Below are 20,010 nucleotides of genomic sequence, written 5' to 3' on the forward strand. Positions count from 1 at the left end.
CCATGTCTATAGCTGCCGTTCCTTTCGGCGCGATCAGTCTGGCCGGCCAGCTGGATGAGGTGCAGGCGCAGGTGCGCCGGCGGCCAGCCGACGCGGACCTGCGGGCGCAGTTGTTCCAGTTGCTGGCGGTGCAGGGCGATTGGGCGCGCGCGGCCGAGCAATTGGACGTCTGCGCGCACCTCAACGCCCAGGCGCGCCCGATGCAGGCGCTCTACGGCAGCGCCCTCGCCGCGGAGCGCGAACGCGAAGCCGTGCTGGGCGGACAAGGCGAGCCGGCCTTGCTGGACAGGCCCGCGGATTGGCTGCGGCGCCTGATCTCGGCCCTGCGGCTGGACGGGCAGTCCGCCGCCCAGGCCGCGGAGCTGCGCGGCCTGGCCCTCCAGGAAGCCAGCGCGCGCGCGGGCTCGCTGGGCCTCTCCACGCAGGATGCGGCGCAACCCTTCCAGTGGATCTGCGACGGCGACAGCCGGCTGGGCCCGGTCTTCGAGTTCCTGGCGGGCGGACGCTATGTGTGGCTGCCTTTCGCGGAGCTCAAGCGGGTGCGGCTGCTGGGCCCGCAGGGCCTGTGCGATCTGGTGTGGGCCCAGGCCGAGATCGAACTGAACGACGGCCGGGTGCAGCAAGGCCTGGTGCCGGTACGTTATCCGCCGGTGCCGGGGGAGCGCATGGTCGAGCTGTCGGATCCGGCCAAGCTGGGAAGAATCACCGACTGGCGAGCGCTGCACGGGGACACCTATGCCGGCGTCGGGCAGAGAATGTGGCTGACCGACAGCGGCGAGTTCGCACTGCTCGATATACGCACCCTGGAGCTGGAATGATGGGCCACGCGGACAATCCCGTAGGTTGGGAGCCGCTGGCTCGCAGCCAGCGCGCGGCGCGGGACCGCCTGCAGCCGTCGTTGCTGGACCGGCTGACGGACAACGAGCCGGCCAAGCGCGAAGAACCGCGCGAGAGCGCCATGCTTACGCACGAAGCGCTGCGCGCCGCGGTTCTGCGGGACCTCCGCTGGCTGCTCAACACCGTGAACCTGCAGACTTCCCAGGACCTGTCGGCGCATCGGCCCGTGGCGCTTTCCACCTTGAATTTCGGCGTGCGCGCCATGGCGGGAAAGCGCATGTCGGAGATCGACTGGATCGACGTGGAAGAGTCGATCCGCAGCGCGATTTCGGCGTTCGAGCCGCGCATACTGGATTCTTCCGTCGAGGTCCGCTGCGTGACGGACGCCGGCACGCTGGAGCATCACAATGTCCTGAGCCTGGAGATACGGGGCATGCTGTGGTGCGTGCCGCAGCCGCTCGAATTCCTGTTCCGCACGGATATCGACCTGGAAAGCGGCCATATGGATCTGCGCGATCTGGGTGGCGCCTGATGGACGACCGGCTGCTGGACTACTACAACCGCGAGCTGGTCTATCTGCGGGAGCTGGGGGCGGAATTCGCCCAAGCCCATCCCAAGGTGGCGCGGCGGCTGGGCATGAACGCCACGGAAGTGGCCGATCCCTATGTCGAACGCCTGCTGGAAGGCTTCAGCTTCCTGACCGCGCGCATCCACATGAAAATGGACGCGGAATTTCCGCGCTTTTCGCAACGGCTGCTGGAGGTGGTGTACCCGAACTATCTGGCGCCCACGCCCGCCATGGCGATCGTGCAGTTTTCTCCAAGCATGAACGAAGGCACGCTGGCCGGCGGTTTCGACCTGCCGCGCGGCACGTTGTTGCGCGGCCGTGTGGCGCGTGGCGAACAGACGCCTTGCGATTTCACGACGGGGCATGCCTTGCGCCTGTGGCCCTTGCAGGTTACGCAGGCGGAATTCACGGCCACGCCCCAGGACCTGCCGCTGGCGCGATTGGGCCTGGCGGGACGGGCGGGGCGCGTATTGAGCGCCTTGCGCATCAGGATGGAGGTGGGCGGCGGCCAGAGGCTGGAAGACCTGGACCTCGATCAGCTGGTCTTTCACCTGAATGGCCAGGACGTGCAGATGCAGCGCCTGCTGGAAGTGGTGATGGGACACACGGTGGCGGTCCTGGGCCACGACACGGCGCGCCCAGCCGCGTGGATCAACAAGCTGCCGCCGGGTTCGGTGCGCCACGAAGGCTTTGCCGACGACCAGGCGCTATTGCCCAGCGACGCTCGCGTATTCCAAGGCTACCGCTTGCTGCAGGAGTATTTCGCATTCGCGCAGCGATATCTTTTCTTCAGCGTCAATGGCTTGAAGAACGGGCTGCGCACGCCGCCGCTGCCGCAAGGCGCGCAGCGCGATACCCGAGCCTTCGACCTGACCCTGTTGTTCTCCGTGGCGGCGCCCGAACTGGAGGGGGCGATCTCGGCCGGCAACCTGGCCTTGCATTGCGTCCCGGCGATCAATCTGTTTCCCAAGCGCGCGGATCGCGTCGCCGTTACGCCCCGGACGTCCGAGTATCACGTGGTCATCGACCGCAGCCGTCCGCTGGACTATGAAGTCTTCAGCGTGACGCGCGTCGCCGGCCATGCCTCGGCGCAGCGGCAGGAGCAGGAGTTCCGTCCGTTCTATGGCTCGCTGGGCAGCGACCCGGACGATTACGGCGCCTACTTCTCCGTGCGCCGCGAACCGCGCCTGATCTCCGACACGGCACAGCGCAACGGCACCCGCACCGGCTATACCGGAAGCGAGGTTTTCCTGTCGCTGGTGGACCGGCACGAGGCGCCGTTTTCCGGCGACCTGCGGCACCTGACCCTTGAGGCGCTGTGCACCAACCGCGACCTGGCGATGCTGTTGCCGCTGGGCGCCGAGACCGACCTGACGCTGCGAGTGTCGGCGCCCGTCCGCGCGGTGAAGGTGTTGCACGGGCCCACCCGGCCCGGCGCGGCGCTGGCCGAAAACGCCGCTACCTGGCACCTGATCAGCCATCTGGGGCTGAACTACCTGAGCCTGACCGACCTGGATGCCGAGCAGGGCGCGCAGACGCTGCGCGAGATGTTGCACGTCTATGGGAATCTGGCGGACCCCGCCACGCGCAGGCATATATCGGGCCTGCGCTACGTCAGCGCGACGCCCGTGCACCATCGCCTGCCCGTGCCGGGGCCCATCGTCCACGGGCGGGGCGTGCGCATTGCGCTACAGGTGGATGAAACCGCCTTCTCGGGCATCAGCCCCTATTTGTTCGGCGCGGTATTGGAGCAGTTCTTCGCGCGCCACGTATCGATCAACCTGATGTCGGAGCTGGTCCTGTCGACCCTGCAGCGCGGCGAGGTCGCCCGCTTCAAGCCCCGCATGGGACGCAGGCCGGCCGTCTAGGTCCCGCCACGAACAGGAGCGCATGATGAAATCCGCCGCAAGTCTGAACCGCATGGCCTACGACCCCGTCCATCTGCTGGGCGAACTGTTGCGCCGCGAGCCCGACGGCAGCTACGCGGTCGCGTGCGACGGCCGCGTCTGGACCGCGCAACGCGCCGCCAGCTGCCTGCTGGAACCCATGCCTGGCGACGAGGTGCTGATCAGCGGCCCGGATCCGGCACGGGTCTACCTGATCGCGGTTACCGTGCAGGCGGATCCCGGGCGCACCACGCTTGAAGCGCAGGGGGAACTGGTATTGCGGTCGCGCACCGGCGATGTGTCCTTGGAAAGCGCCGGCAACGTGGCGTTGCGGGGCCGGGCCGCGGTGAGCGTGCGGGCGCCGGAGTACAGCCTGGAGGCCGACGAGGCACGCCATGCCGTCGGCAACATGCGCGTGATCGCGCGGCAGCTGCATGCCACCGTGGGCGAGACGCGCCTGGTGGGACGAAGCTATGAAGCGGTGCTGGACCGCCTGACCCTCATGGCCCGCCTGTCCATGCGCAGCATCAGCGAGATGGATCAGGTGCGTGCCGGGGCGATCGATTTCCAGGCTGAGCAGAGCGCGCGGCTGCATGCGGCCTATACGCTGGTTACCGGCGCCGACCTGGTCAAGGTGGACGCCAAGCAGATCCACATGGGGTAAGACGGTGGACGCCGCGCAGCCCGCATCCGCTCCCGCGCTTTCGCCCTTCGCCCCGTCGGGCGTGCTCGCGCAATGGTGGCGCGCGCTGGAGCGCGAGCCCTATGCCCACGATCTGTTCCATGCCCTGCGCTGGATAGACGCGCATTCGGGCGCCCGCAAGCCGTTGGGACGCGATACCGTGGCGCGCTACGAGCCCGTGCGGCTGCGGCAGGAGCCTTCGATGGCGTTCGCGCCGTCCACCGTCGCGCGCGCCCGTGCCGCCGAGGAGGGGCGGCCCCCGGAACTGTCGATCTATGGCTTCGGCCTGTTCGGCCCCAACGGCCCCTTGCCCTTGCACCTGACCGAGCATGTCCACGAGCGGCTGGCGCACCATGGCGACCGCACGTTGTCGGCATTCGCCGATGTGTTCCATCACCGGCTCATCCTGCTTTTCTACAGGGCCTGGGCCGATGCCCAGAGCACCGTCAGCCTGGACCGGAAGGAAGAGCGCTTCACGCGCTACGTGGCCAGCCTGCTCCACATGGGCGAGCCGTCGATGCGACGGCGCGATGCCGTGCTGGATCACGCCAAATACTTCATGGCCGGCCATCTGGTGCGCCAGACGCGCAATCCGGAAGGCCTGAAGCACATTCTGCAATCGTTCTTCGGCCTGCCCGTGCGCATTCACGAGTTCGTGCCGCAGTGGATCCGGCTGGAGCCCGGGCAGCGCCTGGGCCTGGGCAGCGCGGCCGGCCTGGGGCGCGACACGGTGTTGGGGATCGCGGTGCGCGACGCCCAGCACAAGTTCCGCATCGAGATCGGCCCGCTGAAACTGGAGGACTACCTGAGCTTTCTTCCGGGCGGCGAGCGCGCCCGGCAACTGACGCACTGGGTCAGGCACTACATCGGCATGGAGCTGGACTGGGACCTCAGGCCGGTGCTGCGCGCGCAGGACGCGCGCGGACTGAACCTGGGGGCGCAACGCCCGCTGGGGCTGTCCGCGTGGCTGGGCAAGCGCCGGCCCGCGCAAGGCGAGGCGCGCGATCTGCTGCTGGACTATGAACGCCGCGGACGCACCCCGGCACGTGGCCGTCCGCCGGCCGGACCCTCAACGACCCCATGCGCGTGAAGGCGCCTAGAGACCATGTCGGATATCGGCCGCATCGACCTTTTCGGAAAGCTCAATCCCCTGCTCTACCAGACGCTGGAGGGCGCCACCGCGTTCTGCAAGCTGCGCGGCAATCCCTATGTCGAACTGGTCCATTGGGTGCACCAGATCCTGCACGCCCAGGATAGCGACCTGCATAGGATCGCGCGGCGCTTCGACCTGGACCTGGCCCGCTTGCAGGCCGATCTCACGGCGGAACTGGATCGCCTGCCGGCGGGCGCGGGCTCGGTGTCCGACCTGTCCGAACACATCGATCACGCGGTCGAGCGAGCCTGGGTACTGGGTTCGCTGCGCTACGGCGCGGCGCGCATCCGCAGCGCCCATCTGCTGGCGGGCTTGGCGAGGACGTACGCGTTGCGCCACGTGCTGCTGGGCATGTCGGCGCAGTTTTCCCGCATTGCGCCAGAAGCCCTGCTCGAGCAGATGGACGAGATCGTGCGCGGGTCGCCGGAAGACGCCGCGCAGACGCCGGCGGCGTCCGGCGATGCCGGCACGCATGGGGAGGGCGCCTCTGCCCTTGCGCGATTCGCCGTCGACCTGACGGCCAGGGCGCTCGAGGGCGCGATCGATCCGATTTCCGGACGCGACGAGGAAATCCGCCAGATCATCGATGTGCTGATGCGGCGCCGCCAGAACAACCCATTGCTGGCGGGCGAGGCTGGCGTCGGCAAGACCGCGGTCGTGGAGGGGCTGGCGCTGCGCCTGGCGGGCGGAGACGTGCCGCCGCAGTTGCGCGAGGTTTCCCTGTACCTGCTGGACATCGGACTGCTGCAGGCCGGCGCGGGAGTGAAAGGCGAATTCGAACAGCGGCTGCGCAGCGTCATCGACGAGGTGCAGGCCAGCGAGAAGCCGATCGTGCTGTTCATCGACGAGATCCACACGCTGGTGGGAGCCGGCGGAGCGGCGGGCACGGGAGACGCGGCCAATCTGCTCAAGCCGGCGCTGGCGCGCGGCCAGCTGCGCACCATCGGCGCGACCACCTGGTCCGAATACAAGAAATACATCGAGAAGGATCCCGCGCTGAGCCGCCGTTTCCAGGTGATCCAGATCCACGAGCCCGACGAGACACGGGCGTTCGGGATGCTGAGGGGGCTGGCCGGGACCTTGCAGACACATCACGGCGTTCTGCTGCTGGACGAAGCAATCGAGGCGGCGGTGACTTTGTCGCATCGCTACATTCCGGCGCGCCAGCTGCCCGACAAGGCCGTCGCGCTGCTGGATACGGCCTGCGCGCGCGTCGCGGTCAGCCAGCATGCCGCGCCGCCCAGCCTGGAAGACGCCCGCAGGCGCATCCAGGCCCTGGAAATCGCGCAAGGCATCGCGCTGCGCGAGCGCCGCCTGGGCGCGGGCGATGCAGAGCGGGTCGAACGCCTGGCGGCCGAGCTGGCCGGGGCGGCGGAAAGCGAGCGGACGCTGGCGGCGCGCTGGGAGGCCGAGAAGGCGCTGGCCGGGCGCATTCTTTCGATGCGCGAGGCGCTGGACCAGGCTTCGGACACCGGGCAGGAAGAGCAGCGGCAGGCGCTGGCGCAGGCGCAGGAAGCGCTGGCGCGGAGCCAGCAGGAGGCTCCGATGATCCATTGCGCGGTCGACGCCGCGGCGGTGGCGGCGGTGGTCGCCGACTGGACCGGAATTCCGGTGGGGCGCATGGTGCGCGATGAGGCGCAAGCGGTGCTGGCCTTGGCCGACACGCTGGAAAAGCGGGTGCTCGGCCAGCGCGAAGGGCTGGAAGCGGTGGCCCGCCGGGTCCAGACGTCGCGCGCCCGCCTGACCGATCCCGACAAGCCGGTGGGCGTATTCCTGCTTTGCGGTCCAAGCGGCGTCGGCAAAACCGAAACCGCCCTGGCCCTGGCGGAGGCTCTCTATGGCGGCGAGCAGAACCTGATCACCATCAACATGAGCGAGTTCCAGGAATCGCACACGGTGTCCACGCTCAAGGGCGCGCCGCCTGGATATGTCGGCTATGGGGAGGGCGGCGTGCTGACCGAGGCAGTGCGCAGGCGGCCCTACAGCGTGGTGCTGCTCGACGAGGTGGAAAAGGCCCACGCCGACGTGCACGAGATTTTCTTCCAGGTCTTCGACAAGGGCTGGATGGAGGACGGCGAAGGGCGGTACATCGATTTCCGCAACACGATCATCATCCTGACTTCCAACGTGGGCGCGGAGCGGATCGCGGCCCTGTGCGCGGATCCGGCTCTGATGCCGGACGCCCCGGGATTGGCGGCCGCGCTGCGGGAACCCTTGCTGCAGGCCTTTCCGGCCGCCCTGCTGGGAAGGCTCGTCGCCGTTCCTTACCTTCCGCTGCCGGACGCCATGCTGGAGCGCATCGTGGGCCTGCAGTTCGAACGGGTGCGCCGCCGCCTGTCGGCGCATCACGGCATCGAACTGGAGGTGGCGCCGGAAGCCGTTGCGCTGGTTGTCGCGCGCTGCGCGGAAGTGGAGTCGGGAGCGCGCATGGTGGACGCCGTGCTCACGAACACGGTGCTGCCGAAGATCGGCCGCGAATTGCTGGGCGCCTCGATGCAGGGCCGCAGCCTGAGCCTGGTGCGCGTGTCGGCGGCCGGCGGAGAGTTCCGCTATGACTATGCGTGAGCCGCTAGCCGTCCTGGCCGCCGGGCGTCCGCTTGACGGCTGCCGGCCGCATGAAGCCGCCGATCTCCTTGAGATGATCGGGCGCGCTGCGGTTTTCGGCGGCCTGGCGGGTTCCGGCCAGCACCTCCTGGACAGGATGGTCCCGGTGCTCGGCCAGCGGGTCATGGGCGGGCAAGGCGGACGGCGAGCCGTCCGAGAAGATGCTGGGCGAACCGTCGCCGGGGGCGTCGAAAAGCGCCAAGGGGTCGGTGGCCGGACGCGACACCGCGGCATCTCCCGGCGGCAGGTGCTGCAAGGGATCTTCCGCGTTGCGGGCCTGCGCGGAGTCCAGGTCGAAGGGATGCGAGGAGACGTCCGGGGCGCTGCCTACGGGCAAGGTGCCCGGCCCGATCAGGTCGGCGAAAACATCGTCGTCGGCCACGGCCGCCGGAGCGGCCGCCTCGGCGCCGTGCCCGGACGCGTCCGCGCGCAGCCGGTAGCCGCCGATTTCCACTTCGTCGCCCGGATTCAATGGCACTTCCTGATCGTGCGCCACGGCGTGGCCGTTGACGCTGACAGTGCTCATGCCGCTCAGATTCTGGAGAAAACCGGTGTCCGGGCCGCTGACGCGGATCGCCGCCTGAACGCGGCAAATCGCGCCCGAGGGGTCGGGCAGCGCCAGAAGGTTGTCGGCGCTGCGGCCTACCGTGCCGCCCGGCGCCGGGAACACGGCATGGATGGGTTCGAAGTCCGGATCGCCGGCATGTTGGAACGCGGTGAGCTTCACGCCTGTCTCCTTGGCGCCGTGGGCGCGTCAGCGGGCCTGGGACGCCTGGGCCGCCTGGAATGCCGGGCCCCACTGGGGATGCCCGATTTCATTGGGTGCGAGCTGGAACGAGGGCTGCAGCTGCAGGATGCGGACGAAGCTGTCTTCGCAGAGCTCGCGATAGTCGGTGACGCAGTAGCTGAAGGCCTGCAGCTTCAGCGCCTCGACCCGCATGGGCTTGGGCGCGGTGGCCAGCGCGTCGGAGGTGGCCACGGTGCGGATCACTGTGCCGAACCGGCTGGCGGCGTATTCGTCGCGGACTTGCTGCAAGGCGTCTATTGCCTGCGGCGAGGGCCTGGAGGCGCAGGCTGCGAGCAGGGCAAGAATGGATATCAGGCTGATACGGACGGGCTGTTTCATGGCGCGGGCGTGTCGTTCGGAAAGAGGAGGAAGCGCTTATTCCGCCGATGATAGCGGTCCGTCGCGGCAGGTATGCGTCGCGGCGTAACAGACGTGTGTGTTTTTATTTCCGAGGTCTTATGAGCGGTCTATTTCAACGAACGGTCCTGGCGGGACGCCGCGTGGGAGAGCCCTTGCGTCGCATCGCGCCGTTCGCCGCGAGCCTGGCCGCCGCGGCGATGCTTGCGGGATGCTCGTCGACTGCCAAGCGGGTTCCGGTGCCCTACGCCATTGAATTGCGGGCGGATCCGAAGGTGAACCAGAACGCCAGCGGCAGGCCGTCGCCGGTGCAGGTGACGATTTACGAGTTGAAGTCGTCCAGCATTTTCGAGTCGACCGATTTCTTCACCTTGCAGGGCGACGCGCATGCGGCGCTGGGCGCGGAACTGCTCAACGTCGACCAGGTGATCCTGCGGCCCGGCGAGAAAAAAGTCGTGCAGTACCCCGGCAATGCCGAGGCGCGCGTGGTGGGAGTGGTGGCCGCCTATCGGGACCTCGAACAAAGCAAATGGCGCCTGTTGGTGGCGCTGCCCGAGGCGCAGAACACCAACATCTACAAGGTCTGGCAGTTCTCGCCGAACGAGGAAACGGTGAAGGTCGCAGTCAAGCGCGATGGACTGGAGGAAGTTGATCGCAGCCGTTCCTGGTGGCCCTTTTAGATGCGGAAGAAAGTGAACCGGACATGATGACAAAAGACAAGGTGATCTGGTCGGAGGGGATGTTCCTGCGGCCTCAGCATTTCCAGCAGCTCGAGCGCCATATGCTGCATGCCGCGCAGCAGCGCGCCGCCGCCGTCCAGGGATTCTTCTGGGGATTCAGCCATTTGGCGCTGGACCGGGACGCCCTGGCGATCGGCAAGGTGGTGCTGACGCAGGCGCAGGGCATCATGCCCGACGGCACGCCCTTCGACTTCTCGCATCCGGACGCGGCGCCCGCGGCGTTCGAGGTGCCCGCGCGGACCCATGATGCGCGCGTGATGCTTGCAGTGCCCCGCGCGCGCGCCGGCGCCAGCGACGTCATCTACGAGGGCGAAGAGGACACGCTGGCGCGCTACCTGGTGCACGAGGCCGAGGTGGAGGACACCGGTTCGATGGCGCTGGAGCCGGCATTGATGCAGCTGGGCCGGCTGCGGCTGCGCCTGATGCTGGAGGACGACCTGACCGAGGACTGGCTGGGCCTGGGCGTCGCGAGGGTTGCCGAGCGCCGCGCGGACAATCGGGTGGTGCTCGATGAGCACTATGTGGCGCCGTGGCTGACGGCTGGAGAGCATCCGGTGCTGCAGGGCTTCGTCAACGAGCTGCAGGGGCTGCTCGACGCCCGCAGCGAGGCGCTGGCGTCGCGCCTGTCGCAGCCCGGCCGCGGCGGTGTGTCCGAGGTGTCCGATTTCATGCTCCTGGAGACGGTGAACCGCTATCTGGGTTCGCTCTGGCATGCGCGCCAGAACGCCGCGCAGCATCCGGAGCGCCTGTTCCACGATTGGCTGATGCTGGCTTGCGATCTTTCCACGTTCACCTCCGCCACGCGCCGCCCGGGCGAGCTGCCCGAGTATGTGCACGACGACCTGCAGGGCAGCTTCGCTCCCTTGATGGACGAACTGCGCCGCTCGCTGTCAGCCGTCCTGGAGCAGCGCGCCTTGCAGATCCCGCTGCAGGACCGGGGCCAGGGCGTGCGCGTGGCCCAGATCCAGGATGCCGAACTGCTGCGCACGGCAGGCTTCGTGCTGGCGGTGCATGCGGATCTGGCTGCCGAGACGGTGCGCACGCGCTTCCCGGCCCAGGTCAAGATCGGGCCGGTCGAGCGCATCCGCGATCTCGTGCATCTGCAATTGCCCGGCGTTGCGGTGCGAGCCTTGCCCGTAGCGCCGCGGCAGATTCCCTACAGCGCCGGCCACGTGTATTTCGAACTGGATAAAGGCGGCGAGTTCTGGAAGCAACTGGAGCGCACCGGCGCGCTCGCGCTGCATTTGGCCGGTGAATTTCCCGGACTGACGATGGAGTTCTGGGCGTTGCGCGATTGAGCGCGGCCAACCAGGCGGAGAAGATTATGCATGCTTCGGATCACACCCTGTCCGGCCCGCCGGGCGGCCTGGGAGAAGGCAACGCGCCGGGCCCCAGGCTGCGGCCCCATGATTATGTGATCAGCGGAACCAACCCGCTGGTGGCGGCGGCGAACCCGTTGCTGGACCTGATCCCGCAGATCCGCGCGACCGCGGCGCATCCGTCGCCCGCCATACTGCGCGAGCATCTGCTGGACGAGGTGCGCCAGTTCGAGCTGCGCGCGCAACAGGCGGGCATTCCGAATGAAACCATTCTGGGCGCGCGCTATTGCCTGTGCACCGCGCTGGACGAGGCCGCGGCGCTCACGCCTTGGGGCGGCGGCGGAGTGTGGTCGGCGCACAGCCTTCTGGTGACGTTCCACAACGAGACGTGGGGGGGAGAGAAATTCTTCCAGCTGCTGGCCAAGCTGTCGCAGAACCCCGCGCAGCACCTGGACCTGCTGGAGTTGCTGTATTACTGCCTGCTGCTGGGTTTCGAAGGCCGCTATCGCGTCATAGACAACGGCCGCTCGCAGCTGGAAACGCTGCGCCAGCGGCTGCTCAGGATCCTGCGAGGGGCCCGCGGCGACTATCCGCTGGCCCTGTCTCCGCATTGGCGCGACGCGCCGGCGCAGACGCCCTTGCGCCGCCTGCCCGTGCCCCTGTGGGTATTCGGCGCACTGGCGGCGGTTCTCGCGCTGGCGCTGTACTGGGGCCTGGGCTGGCGGCTCGGCAGCCAGTCCGATGACGTATTCGCGTCCATCGGCAAGCTCAGGCCGCCCACCGTGCAGATCGCGCCGGCGGCGGTGAAGCGGCCGGCGCCAGCGCCGCGGCTGGCGGTGTTCCTGGCCCCCGAGATCCGCGACCAGCTGGTGAGCGTGCGCGACGAGGTGGACCGCAGCGTCGTGGTGCTGAAGGGCGACGGCGTGTTCGAGTCCGGCGCCAGTTCCGTGCGCGACCAGTACCTGCCCGTCCTGTCGCGCGTGGCGGACGCCTTGCGCGAGACCCAGGGCAGCATCCTGGTCCGCGGCTACTCCGACAACACTCCGATGCGCAGCGCTCGCTTCCCCTCCAACTGGCACCTGTCGCAGGCGCGCGCGGACGCCGTCAAGGAGATGCTGGAGCAACGCCTGGGGCAGACGGCGAGAGTCAGGGCCGAGGGCCGTGGAGACGCCGATCCGGTGGCGCCCAACGATACCGCCGCGGGCCGCGCGTTGAACCGGCGGGTCGAAATAACAGTGCTCGTGCCGCCCACGCCGCATGAGCTTGGCGGACAGGGAGGCCAGGAATGATCTACAAGCTGTTCGGATGGTTCTTCAGCCGGCGCGTGTGGAACTTCCTGGGGCTGGTCGCCCTGGCCGTGCTGATATGGATCGCGGGGCCGCTGATTGCGATCGGCGCGGTGCGTCCGCTGGAAAGCGAGACGGTCCGCATTGCGGTCATCGTGCTGATGTTCGCGATCTGGCTGCTGCGCCTCCTGTGGCGCAAATGGCGGGAAGGGCGGTTGAACGCGCAGTTGCTGGGACAGCTGCGCCGGCCCCGGGCAAGCGTTGAGAAACCGCAGGAGGACGCGGCGGAGAACGACGAGATCCGCCAGCTGGAAACGCGGTTCGACGAGGCCGTGGAATTGCTGCGCAAGACGCGCTTCGAGAACCGCGGCCGGCGCGGCGCGCTGGATCGCTTCTCCAAGCAGTACCTGTATCAGCTGCCGTGGTATGTGATCATCGGCGCGCCGGGCGCGGGCAAGACGACCGCGCTGGTGAATTCGGGCCTTAATTTTCCGCTGGCCGAGCGCTACGGGAAGGTGGCCTTGCGCGGCGTGGGCGGCACCCGGAATTGCGATTGGTGGTTTACCGACGACGCGGTGCTGCTGGACACGGCGGGACGGTACACCACGCATGAAAGCGACCCCACGGGCGACGAGGAGGAATGGCGCGGCTTTCTCGGCCTGCTGGCCAAGTATCGCGGCCGGCAGCCGATCAATGGGGCGATGCTGACGGTCAGCGTCGAAGACCTGCTGTCCGCATCCGATGCGGAAAGGGCGCAGCATGCCGCCGTGCTGCGGCGCCGCCTTCAGGAACTGCGCGAGCAGCTGGGCATCGCATTCCCGGTCTATGTCCTGGTCACCAAGACCGACCTCCTTTCGGGCTTCGAGGAGTATTTCGCCTCGTTCAGCCGCGATGAGCTGGCGCAGGTTTGGGGCTTTACCCTGCCGTATGCGCATACGCAGGAACCAGGATTCGACCTGTACGAGGCTTTCCATGCCGAATACGCCCTGCTGCAGCGGCGCCTGGACGACGCCTTGCCGGAAGTGGTGGCAGCCGAAAGCGATCCGTCGCGGCGCGCGCTGGCCTATATGCTGCCGCAGCAGTTCGCCGGCCTGCAGGCCATCCTGGGACACTTCCTGAGCGACGTCTTCGCCACGTCGAAATTCGAGGCCCGGGTCATTCCGCGCGGAGTGTATTTCACCAGCGGCACGCAGGGAGGCGAGACCTTCGACCAGGTGACCGGCCATCTCAAACGCTATCTGCGCATCGATGGCGGCGCAGCGCCCGCGTCGAGCGTGCCGGGCGAGGCGGAGGGCCGCAGCTACTTTCTCAAGAACCTGCTGCAGGACGTCATCTTCCGCGAAGCGGGCCTGGCGACCCGGAACCTGCGTTGGGAGCGCCGCTACCGGCAGTTGCACTGGGCGGGGTACGGGCTGGTCACGGCGGCATTCATTGCCTTGATCGCTGGCTGGGCGCTGAGCTACCGCAACAACGCGGCCTATGTGGAGGAAGTGGCGCGGCGGGTGCCGGCAGTGGAGAAGCTGACGCGCGAGATCAAGATCACGCGCACGGGCGATCTGTTGGGCCTGATGCCTTTCCTGAACAGTCTTTGGTACCTGCCTCAGCATGAGGGCTTCGAGATCGAGAGCCCGCCGCTCGGCTATCGCTACGGCCTTTATCAGGGCCTGAAGCTGCAGGCGGCCGCCCAGGGTGTGTACGGCAATACGCTGGACCAGGTGTTGCTGCCGCAGGTGGCGCGGCGCGTCGAGGCCGCGTTGCGGGATGCGTCGGCCAGCGACCTGGAATACTCGTACGAAGCATTGCGGGCCTATCTGATGCTGTACGAGGCCGACCGCTACGACGCGGAGTTCATGCATGCGTGGCTGCTTTCCGACATGCAGGCCACGTTGCCGGAAGGCTACACGCGGCGCGAGTACGAACAGCTGTCGCTGCATCTGCGCAACCTGACCCAAAGCCATGTGCTGGCGTCGCCGTTTCCGAAGGACGAAGAGCTGGTGGCGCAGGCGCGCGAGAAGCTGGCGCGCTATACGCTGGCCCAGCGCGCCTACAGCCGGCTGCGCCGCACCCTGGCCAATACCGACGCCGCGTCCGAGAGCACGGCGGTGACGCTCGGGGGCGCGCAGGCCAGCGCGGTGTTCGTGCGCAAGAGCGGCAAGCCGCTGAGCCAGGGCGTCCCGGCGCTCTACAGCTACCGGGGCTACTGGGACGTGTTCAACAAGCGTGTCGCGAGCGTGGCGGAAGTGCTGCGCTCGGATGACGCGTGGATACTGAACATTCCGCTGCGCGGGCAGCTGGACCAGGCCGCGCAGCGTCAGCTGGTGGTCGATATCAAGCGCCTGTACATGAACGATTACGTGGCGCAATGGGACGGCTACCTGAACGACCTGCAGCTGGCCCCCAGCAAGTCGCTGTTGCAGAACATCCAGATGGCGCGCACCTTGTCGGCGCCGGAGTCGCCCCTGGTGCAGCTGGTGCGGGGCGTGGCGCGGGAAACCTCATTGCTGCGGGATTCGGGCAAGGAGGACCGGTCGCTGGTCGACCAGGCGCGCGACCGCGTCAGCAGCACACGCGAAGCGCTGGAGCAGATGTTCGGCCCCACGGGACCGGGCGCCGCGACGCGCGCGGACGCCTCGGACGAGAAGCTGGAACGCATCGTGGACCAGCATTTCGAACCGTATCGCCGGCTGGCGCAGGGGGAGGGCGGAGCGGCGGGCGCGTCCGCGCCCATCGCGGCCACTACGGGCCTCATCAACGAGCTCTATACCTATCTGACCGCGGCGGACGCGGCCCTGCGCAGCGGCAGTCCGGCGCCCAGTTCGGATGCGGTGACGAAGCTGCGCGCCGAGGCCGGACGCCTGCCGGGGCCGCTGCGCGACGTGCTCAACGCGCTGTCCGTGAACGCCTCCGGCGAGGTGTCGGACGTGGCGAGGGCGCGCATGGGCGAAACCGTGTCCGCCACCATCGGGGTGTTCTGCGGCCAGTCGGTGGCCGGACGCTATCCGTTTTCCAGCCGCTCGACGCGCGACGTGGCGCCCAACGACATGGCGCGCCTGTTCGGCCCCAACGGCCTGATGGATGATTTTTTCCAGAAAAACCTGGCGACCCAGATCGATGCGTCCGGCCAGCGCTGGCGCTTCAAGCCGGGGATCGATGGGCGGTCGGGCGCGAATTCGGCCACGCTGGACGCATTCCAGCGGGCGGGCGTCATCCGCGACGTGTATTTCATGGCGGGCAATCCCATGCCGTCCTACCGGGTGGCCATCCGGCCGGTGGAGATGGATGCGGGCATCACCCAGTTCGTGATGGACGTGGACGGCCAGGCGGTGCGCTACGCGCATGGCCCGCAGGTCGCCACCACCGTGCAGTGGCCGGGCCCCCGCGGCAGCAACCAGGTGCGCATAGAGCTGACGCCGCAGGAGGGCGCGGCGGGCATGACGACATCCGGCCCGTGGGCGCTGAACCGCATGCTGGACCGCGCGCAGCTGCGGCGCGGCGCAACGCCGGAGGTCACCCTCGCCACCTTCGACCTGGGCGGGCGCAAGGTGGTGTTGGAGATCACCGCCAGCAGCGTCAAAAGCCCGTTTCATCTAGCCGAGATGCAGGCTTTCGCCTGCCCCGGCGCGTCGTGAACAGGACATGGACATGGAGCTAGGAGTGGAGCGCGGACATGTGGGCTGGTACGGCAAGATACCTGCGGCGGGCGATTTCGTGCATCGGCGCCTGCCGCGCGAACTGATTACCTGGTGGGACCGCTGGCTGCAGTTCGGATTGGCGGCGCTCAAGCAGGCGCCGGACGCCACGGCGGCGCGCGGGTTCGCCGCGGCGCCGATCTGGAATTTCGCCATTCCGTCGGGGCCCGGCGCGGGCGTTGCGCAACTGGGATGCATCACGCCAAGCCGCGACCGCGTGGGCCGCGGCTACCCCTTGTGCGTCGTCATGGCCCTGCCGCCCGCGCAGTACCACAGCAGTATCCTGGACGGCGCCAGCGATTACTACCGGCAGATCGGCGCCAGCATGCTGGCCGCGGTCCGCCATGGCTGCCCGCCGGAGCAGTTCGACCGCAGCCTGCAGCAGGTGCGCATGCCGACCGCGGCGCCCGGCCTGTCTTCCCGGCCGGCGGGCAGCGACATCATGGACATCCTGAGCGCGGGCCTGGAGCAGGAATCGGCGCCGCTGGCGCGGCGCGCGCTGGGCGCCTGGCCCGACCTGCCGTTCTGCTTCAACCCCAGTTCCCATACGAGCTATTGGTGGACCAACCAGGCGGACGGGGCGGCGCTGCAGACCTATGTCCATGGCGGGGCGCTGAACGCCACTCTGTTCGCCCGGCTGTTTTCCTCGCTGCCTACCTGGCACCCCTGAATCCTGTCGGAGGATCGCATGCACAGAACTTCCGCTATGCCGTCGGACCCGGGCGGGGCCGGCGTTCCTCCCGTCTCCGGCGAGTCGCGCTTCGACGACCTTCTCCGCTTGCCGCCGGGGCCGCGGCGTGAGAAGGCGATCCTGGAGATCGTTTCCGGCGTGGCCGCCGCCCTGGCGGCGCTGCATGAGCGGGGCCGGGCGCACGGCGGTATCCGTCCGGACGCCGTGACCCCCGATCCGTCGGGCGGGGCCATTCTGGCCGCGCCTGCGGATGCCTGGCCGGACGACGAAGACGCGCCCCGGCAGGCCGGCTATGCCGCGTTCGAGCAATACACGGATGACCCCGCCTATCCCTGCGGCCCATGGACCGATGTCTATGGCCTGGCGGCGCTGGCCTATTTCCTGGCGACGGGCAGCCCCCCGCCAAGCGCGCTGGCGCGCCGCGTGCGCGACGATTGGCAGCCCTTGGAGGAGCGGATGCCGGGCGCGTACGGCGAGGCGTTCCACGCCGCGGTCGACAGGGGGCTGGCGATGCCATTGCGCGCCCGGCCCCGCACGGCGATGGAACTGGCCGAGGCGATGGGCGCATTTCCGCCGCCGCCGCCGGAGGTGCCCGCGGCGGCCCCCGGCCTGGTTACGCCCTCGCTGATGGCGGAGGCTTCCGCCAATGGCGAGGCTTCCCAGCCGCCGCCAGCGGCGGTGCGCCTGACGGCGATGCGGCCGGAACATCCCGCTCGCGGCAGGCGCGTGCTGCCCTGGGCGGCGGCGTTGGTCCTGCTGCTGGCGGTGGGCGTGTACGGTTGGATCCAATGGACCCAGCCGCCGGTCCAGCTGGCCGCCGCGCCGCAGGCGGCGCAACCGGCGCCCGCCGCTCCTGCTGCGCCCGCGGTTCCCACCGCGCCCGAATCCGCGCCGGCGCCGCTTGCCGCCGGGCAACCGGCTGAGCGGCCGATTGAGCCGGCAGCGCCGCCGGCCGGTGGAACCGCCGAGCCTGCGCCGCAATCCGGAGGACCTGCCGTCGACGGCGCGGCGGCCGACCCGTCCGGCGCCGCGCCGCCGCCCGCGGCCAATCCGGAAGCCGGTGCCGACCCGCTTGCCCCGCTCGCGTCGCAGGCGCCGGGCCCGGCCGGTGCCGAACCCGCCGCGCCGGCGGCGCAGGAGCAGCCCAAGGCGGCGCCCGTCACGGTGCGCGTGGCGGTACGTCCCTGGGGAGAGGTGCTGGTCAATGGCCGTTCACGAGGCGTGAGCCCGCCGCTGCGTCAGCTGTCGCTTGCGCCCGGGCGCTACCAGGTGACGGTGCGAAACGCGTCGGCGGGAGAGCACCGCATGACCTTGACGGTGGCGCCGGGCAAGCCCGCCGCGATTGCGCACGAATTCGAGTGAGCGGGCCGCGGATCGCGCCCGCGCGCCGGCGGCTTCGCCAATGGGCGGCGCCGGTCAGGGCAGGGTGGATTCGCCCTTGAGCAGGTCGTCCAGCGTTTCGCGCCGGCGCACCACGTAGTATTTGTCGCCATCGACCATGATCTCGGCCGCGCGCGGACGGGCGTTGTAATTGCTGGCCATGGCCATGCTGTAGGCGCCTGCGGATTCCACGGCCAGCAGGTCGCCTTGCTGGATGGCCAGCTTGCGCTGCTTCGCCAGCCAGTCGGCGCTTTCGCAGACCGGGCCGACGATGTCGTAGAGCGTTTCTTCGCCGGCGCGGGGATGCACCGCGCGCACGCCGTGGAAGGCCTCGTACAGGGCCGGGCGCAGCAGGTCGTTCATGGCCGCGTCGACGATGGCGAAATTACGCGCTTCCGAGTGCTTGAGGTACTGGACCGTCGTGAGCAGCACGCCGGCGTTGCCGACGAGCGAGCGGCCAGGCTCCAGCACCAGGTGCAGATCCCCCAGGCCGCGCGCTTCCAGCCGTTCGAAGACATGGTCGAGCAGGGCCTTGGGCGAAGGCGGGGTTTCATCCGTGTAGCGGATGCCCAGCCCGCCTCCCAGGTCCAGATGGTTGATCCGGATGCCGTCCTGGGCCAGCCTTTCGATCAGGTCCAGCAGCTTTTCCAGCGCATCGAAATAGGGGCTGATGTCGGTGAGCTGCGAGCCGATATGGCAATCCACGCCCACGATGTCCAGGGCCGGCAGCGACCGCGCGCAGCGGTAGGCGTCCAGCGCCGAATCGATGGCGATGCCGAACTTGTTTTCCTTCAGGCCGGTGGAAATGTAGGGGTGGGTCTGCGCATCCACGTCCGGGTTCACCCGGAGCGAAACGGGGGCGCGCGCGCCCATGTCCCGCGCGACCTCCGAGAGCTTGCGCAATTCGGCCTCGGATTCCACGTTGAAACATTTGACCTTGGCCGCGAGCGCATCGCGCATTTCCCAGGCCTCTTTGCCCACCCCCGAAAACACGATCCTGGACGGATCCGCTCCGGCCGCGAGGGCGCGCTTGAGCTCGCCGCCGGAAACGATGTCGAAGCCCGCGCCCAGGCGCGCGAATTCCTTCAGGACGGCCAGGTTGGAGTTGGCCTTCATGCCGTAGCACACCAGCACCGGGCGCTGCCCCACGGCGCTGCGGTAGGATTCCCAGGCGGCCTTGAGCGCGGCGCGAGAATAGACGTACAGCGGCGTGCCCAGCCGTTCGGCCAGGTGGTCCAGCGGCACGTCCTCTGCGTACAGGACGTTGTTGCGGAACTGGAAGTACGGATGTCCGGCCAGTTCGGGCTGCGCGGGGAAGCGGGAGGTCATAGAATCGGAGGTGCCGGCGGTATCGGCACCGATTTCTGCTGCGGCTGTGAGCTCGAGGGCGGCTTGCCATCCGGTGTTGGCATGTACAACGGCCCCTTGTACCCGCAGGCCGCAACCATGCCGGTCGTCACTAGCGTGGCTACAATGCGAAGAGCCATGCGGCTGAATGCCAATTGGAACACTGGGAACTCCGTAATTCTTGCAGGCTCGATTATGACCGAAACCGAATTTCTTGCGTTGATCGACCAGGTGCTGGACAGCATCGAAAGCCAGGCCGATGACTGGGCGGCTTCGCTTGACGTCGATGTCGAAACCAGCCGCAGCGGCAATGTGCTGACCATGGTTTTCGAAGACAATACCCACGTCGTGGTGAACAGCCAGGCGGCCATGCAGGAGCTGTGGGTCGCGGCGCGCAGCGGCGGTTTTCACTACCGCTACGATGGCCTGCACTGGAACGATACCCGAGGCGGCCCGCAACTGCCTGACGCCCTGTCGCAGATCTGCTCCGCCGCGGCGGGCGTTCCCGTGACGATACGCCTTTAGTCCGCACGGAGCACGCCGCGTGCCTGACGCCCCCTCCCGGGGGCGTTTTTATTGCCTTTTTCGAGCGCCCGGGAGCGGTCCCGGGGCAAAAAAAACCGGCCCGCCTGAACTGACCCCCAGAAGTTGGACGGTCAGAAGCTAAAGCCCGAAGGCCTGAGC

General features: G+C 68.5%; 17 protein-coding genes. 13 read left to right on the plus strand and 4 right to left on the minus strand.

The annotated features are described in order from the left end of the window. Positions 1 to 2 precede the first annotated feature (2 nt). The 6 genes from JL37_RS01980 to tssH are packed head-to-tail and all read left to right on the plus strand — an operon-like array spanning position 3 to position 7,691. Entirely contained in the window at positions 3 to 818 is an 816-nt protein-coding gene (locus tag JL37_RS01980) for a type VI secretion system accessory protein TagJ (RefSeq protein ID WP_043541597.1), read from the plus strand. Further along, entirely contained in the window at positions 818 to 1,369 is a 552-nt protein-coding gene (tssE, locus tag JL37_RS01985) for a type VI secretion system baseplate subunit TssE (protein WP_043541627.1), read from the plus strand. The genes JL37_RS01980 and tssE overlap by 1 nt, the downstream gene beginning before the upstream one ends. Next, positions 1,369 to 3,273, plus strand: a complete 1,905-nt coding sequence (tssF, locus tag JL37_RS01990) for a type VI secretion system baseplate subunit TssF (protein WP_043541598.1) — start codon at positions 1,369 to 1,371, stop codon at positions 3,271 to 3,273. Before tssE ends, tssF begins: the two co-directional genes overlap by 1 nt. 25 nt (positions 3,274 to 3,298) lie before the next feature. Continuing rightward, positions 3,299 to 3,955, plus strand: a complete 657-nt coding sequence (locus JL37_RS01995; protein ID WP_043541599.1) for a DUF3540 domain-containing protein — start codon at positions 3,299 to 3,301, stop codon at positions 3,953 to 3,955. Between the two features lie 4 nt (positions 3,956 to 3,959). After that, positions 3,960 to 5,063 (plus strand): type VI secretion system baseplate subunit TssG, encoded by a 1,104-nt coding sequence (tssG, locus tag JL37_RS02000; RefSeq protein WP_231570270.1) that lies wholly within the window; start codon positions 3,960 to 3,962, stop codon positions 5,061 to 5,063. Positions 5,064 to 5,078: 15 nt separating this feature from the next. Beyond that, entirely contained in the window at positions 5,079 to 7,691 is a 2,613-nt protein-coding gene (gene tssH / locus JL37_RS02005; RefSeq protein WP_043541600.1) for a type VI secretion system ATPase TssH, read from the plus strand. 4 nt (positions 7,692 to 7,695) lie between these two features. Here the strand turns inward: tssH and JL37_RS02010 are convergent, their stop codons facing one another. After that, positions 7,696 to 8,457: an FHA domain-containing protein gene (locus JL37_RS02010; protein WP_043541601.1), complete on the minus strand. Its 762-nt coding sequence runs from the start codon at positions 8,455 to 8,457 to the stop codon at positions 7,696 to 7,698. Positions 8,458 to 8,484: 27 nt separating this feature from the next. Further along, positions 8,485 to 8,856 (minus strand): TssQ family T6SS-associated lipoprotein, encoded by a 372-nt coding sequence (locus JL37_RS02015; RefSeq protein ID WP_043541602.1) that lies wholly within the window; start codon positions 8,854 to 8,856, stop codon positions 8,485 to 8,487. A 119-nt stretch (positions 8,857 to 8,975) separates the two neighbouring features. Between JL37_RS02015 and tssJ the strand changes: the two genes are divergently transcribed. Genes tssJ through JL37_RS02045 form a run of 6 tightly spaced genes read left to right on the plus strand, consistent with a single transcriptional unit; the run spans position 8,976 to position 17,961 of the window. Then, positions 8,976 to 9,554, plus strand: coding sequence for a type VI secretion system lipoprotein TssJ (tssJ, locus tag JL37_RS02020; protein WP_231570271.1), 579 nt, complete (start codon positions 8,976 to 8,978; stop codon positions 9,552 to 9,554). 23 nt (positions 9,555 to 9,577) lie between these two features. After that, entirely contained in the window at positions 9,578 to 10,912 is a 1,335-nt protein-coding gene (gene tssK, locus JL37_RS02025) for a type VI secretion system baseplate subunit TssK (protein WP_043541605.1), read from the plus strand. Positions 10,913 to 10,938: 26 nt separating this feature from the next. Then, positions 10,939 to 12,222, plus strand: a complete 1,284-nt coding sequence (locus tag JL37_RS02030; protein WP_043541631.1) for a DotU family type VI secretion system protein — start codon at positions 10,939 to 10,941, stop codon at positions 12,220 to 12,222. Next, positions 12,219 to 15,848, plus strand: a complete 3,630-nt coding sequence (gene tssM / locus JL37_RS02035; protein WP_043541606.1) for a type VI secretion system membrane subunit TssM — start codon at positions 12,219 to 12,221, stop codon at positions 15,846 to 15,848. Before JL37_RS02030 ends, tssM begins: the two co-directional genes overlap by 4 nt. A gap of 13 nt (positions 15,849 to 15,861) precedes the next feature. Further along, the gene (gene tagF / locus JL37_RS02040; RefSeq protein ID WP_043541632.1) at positions 15,862 to 16,578 is read left to right on the plus strand and encodes a type VI secretion system-associated protein TagF; all 717 of its coding nucleotides are present in this window, start codon (positions 15,862 to 15,864) and stop codon (positions 16,576 to 16,578) included. 18 nt (positions 16,579 to 16,596) lie between these two features. After that, positions 16,597 to 17,961 carry a hypothetical protein gene (locus tag JL37_RS02045; RefSeq protein ID WP_156124194.1) on the plus strand — a complete coding sequence of 455 codons (1,365 nt, stop codon included), beginning with the start codon at positions 16,597 to 16,599 and terminating at the stop codon, positions 17,959 to 17,961. A gap of 54 nt (positions 17,962 to 18,015) precedes the next feature. On the opposite strand, the gene lysA is transcribed toward JL37_RS02045, so the two are convergent. Next, positions 18,016 to 19,308 carry a diaminopimelate decarboxylase gene (lysA, locus tag JL37_RS02050; RefSeq protein WP_043541607.1) on the minus strand — a complete coding sequence of 431 codons (1,293 nt, stop codon included), beginning with the start codon at positions 19,306 to 19,308 and terminating at the stop codon, positions 18,016 to 18,018. Then, on the minus strand, positions 19,305 to 19,571 hold the full coding sequence (locus JL37_RS31035; protein WP_369798513.1) for a lipoprotein: 267 nt from the start codon (positions 19,569 to 19,571) through the stop codon (positions 19,305 to 19,307). Before JL37_RS31035 ends, lysA begins: the two co-directional genes overlap by 4 nt. On the opposite strand from JL37_RS31035, the gene cyaY reads away from it, so the two are divergent. Continuing rightward, on the plus strand, positions 19,522 to 19,851 hold the full coding sequence (cyaY, locus tag JL37_RS02055; RefSeq protein WP_043541608.1) for an iron donor protein CyaY: 330 nt from the start codon (positions 19,522 to 19,524) through the stop codon (positions 19,849 to 19,851). The genes JL37_RS31035 and cyaY overlap by 50 nt on opposite strands. Positions 19,852 to 20,010: the final 159 nt, after the last annotated feature.

The sequence above is a fragment of the Achromobacter sp. RTa genome (genome assembly GCF_000757485.1).
Lineage (GTDB): Bacteria > Pseudomonadota > Gammaproteobacteria > Burkholderiales > Burkholderiaceae_B > Achromobacter.

Coding starts and splice junctions, on each gene's coding strand:
- JL37_RS01980 (WP_043541597.1), top strand. CDS start 3: ATGTCTATAGCTGCCGTTCCTTTCGGCGCGATCAGTCTGGCCGGCCAG.
- tssE (WP_043541627.1), top strand. CDS start 818: ATGGGCCACGCGGACAATCCCGTAGGTTGGGAGCCGCTGGCTCGCAGC.
- tssF (WP_043541598.1), top strand. CDS start 1,369: ATGGACGACCGGCTGCTGGACTACTACAACCGCGAGCTGGTCTATCTG.
- JL37_RS01995 (WP_043541599.1), top strand. CDS start 3,299: ATGAAATCCGCCGCAAGTCTGAACCGCATGGCCTACGACCCCGTCCAT.
- tssH (WP_043541600.1), top strand. CDS start 5,079: ATGTCGGATATCGGCCGCATCGACCTTTTCGGAAAGCTCAATCCCCTG.
- JL37_RS02015 (WP_043541602.1), bottom strand. CDS start 8,856: ATGAAACAGCCCGTCCGTATCAGCCTGATATCCATTCTTGCCCTGCTC.
- tssJ (WP_231570271.1), top strand. CDS start 8,976: ATGAGCGGTCTATTTCAACGAACGGTCCTGGCGGGACGCCGCGTGGGA.
- tssK (WP_043541605.1), top strand. CDS start 9,578: ATGATGACAAAAGACAAGGTGATCTGGTCGGAGGGGATGTTCCTGCGG.
- JL37_RS02030 (WP_043541631.1), top strand. CDS start 10,939: ATGCATGCTTCGGATCACACCCTGTCCGGCCCGCCGGGCGGCCTGGGA.
- tssM (WP_043541606.1), top strand. CDS start 12,219: ATGATCTACAAGCTGTTCGGATGGTTCTTCAGCCGGCGCGTGTGGAAC.
- tagF (WP_043541632.1), top strand. CDS start 15,862: ATGGAGCTAGGAGTGGAGCGCGGACATGTGGGCTGGTACGGCAAGATA.
- JL37_RS02045 (WP_156124194.1), top strand. CDS start 16,597: ATGCACAGAACTTCCGCTATGCCGTCGGACCCGGGCGGGGCCGGCGTT.
- lysA (WP_043541607.1), bottom strand. CDS start 19,308: ATGACCTCCCGCTTCCCCGCGCAGCCCGAACTGGCCGGACATCCGTAC.
- cyaY (WP_043541608.1), top strand. CDS start 19,522: ATGACCGAAACCGAATTTCTTGCGTTGATCGACCAGGTGCTGGACAGC.
- JL37_RS31035 (WP_369798513.1), bottom strand. CDS start 19,571: ATGCTGTCCAGCACCTGGTCGATCAACGCAAGAAATTCGGTTTCGGTC.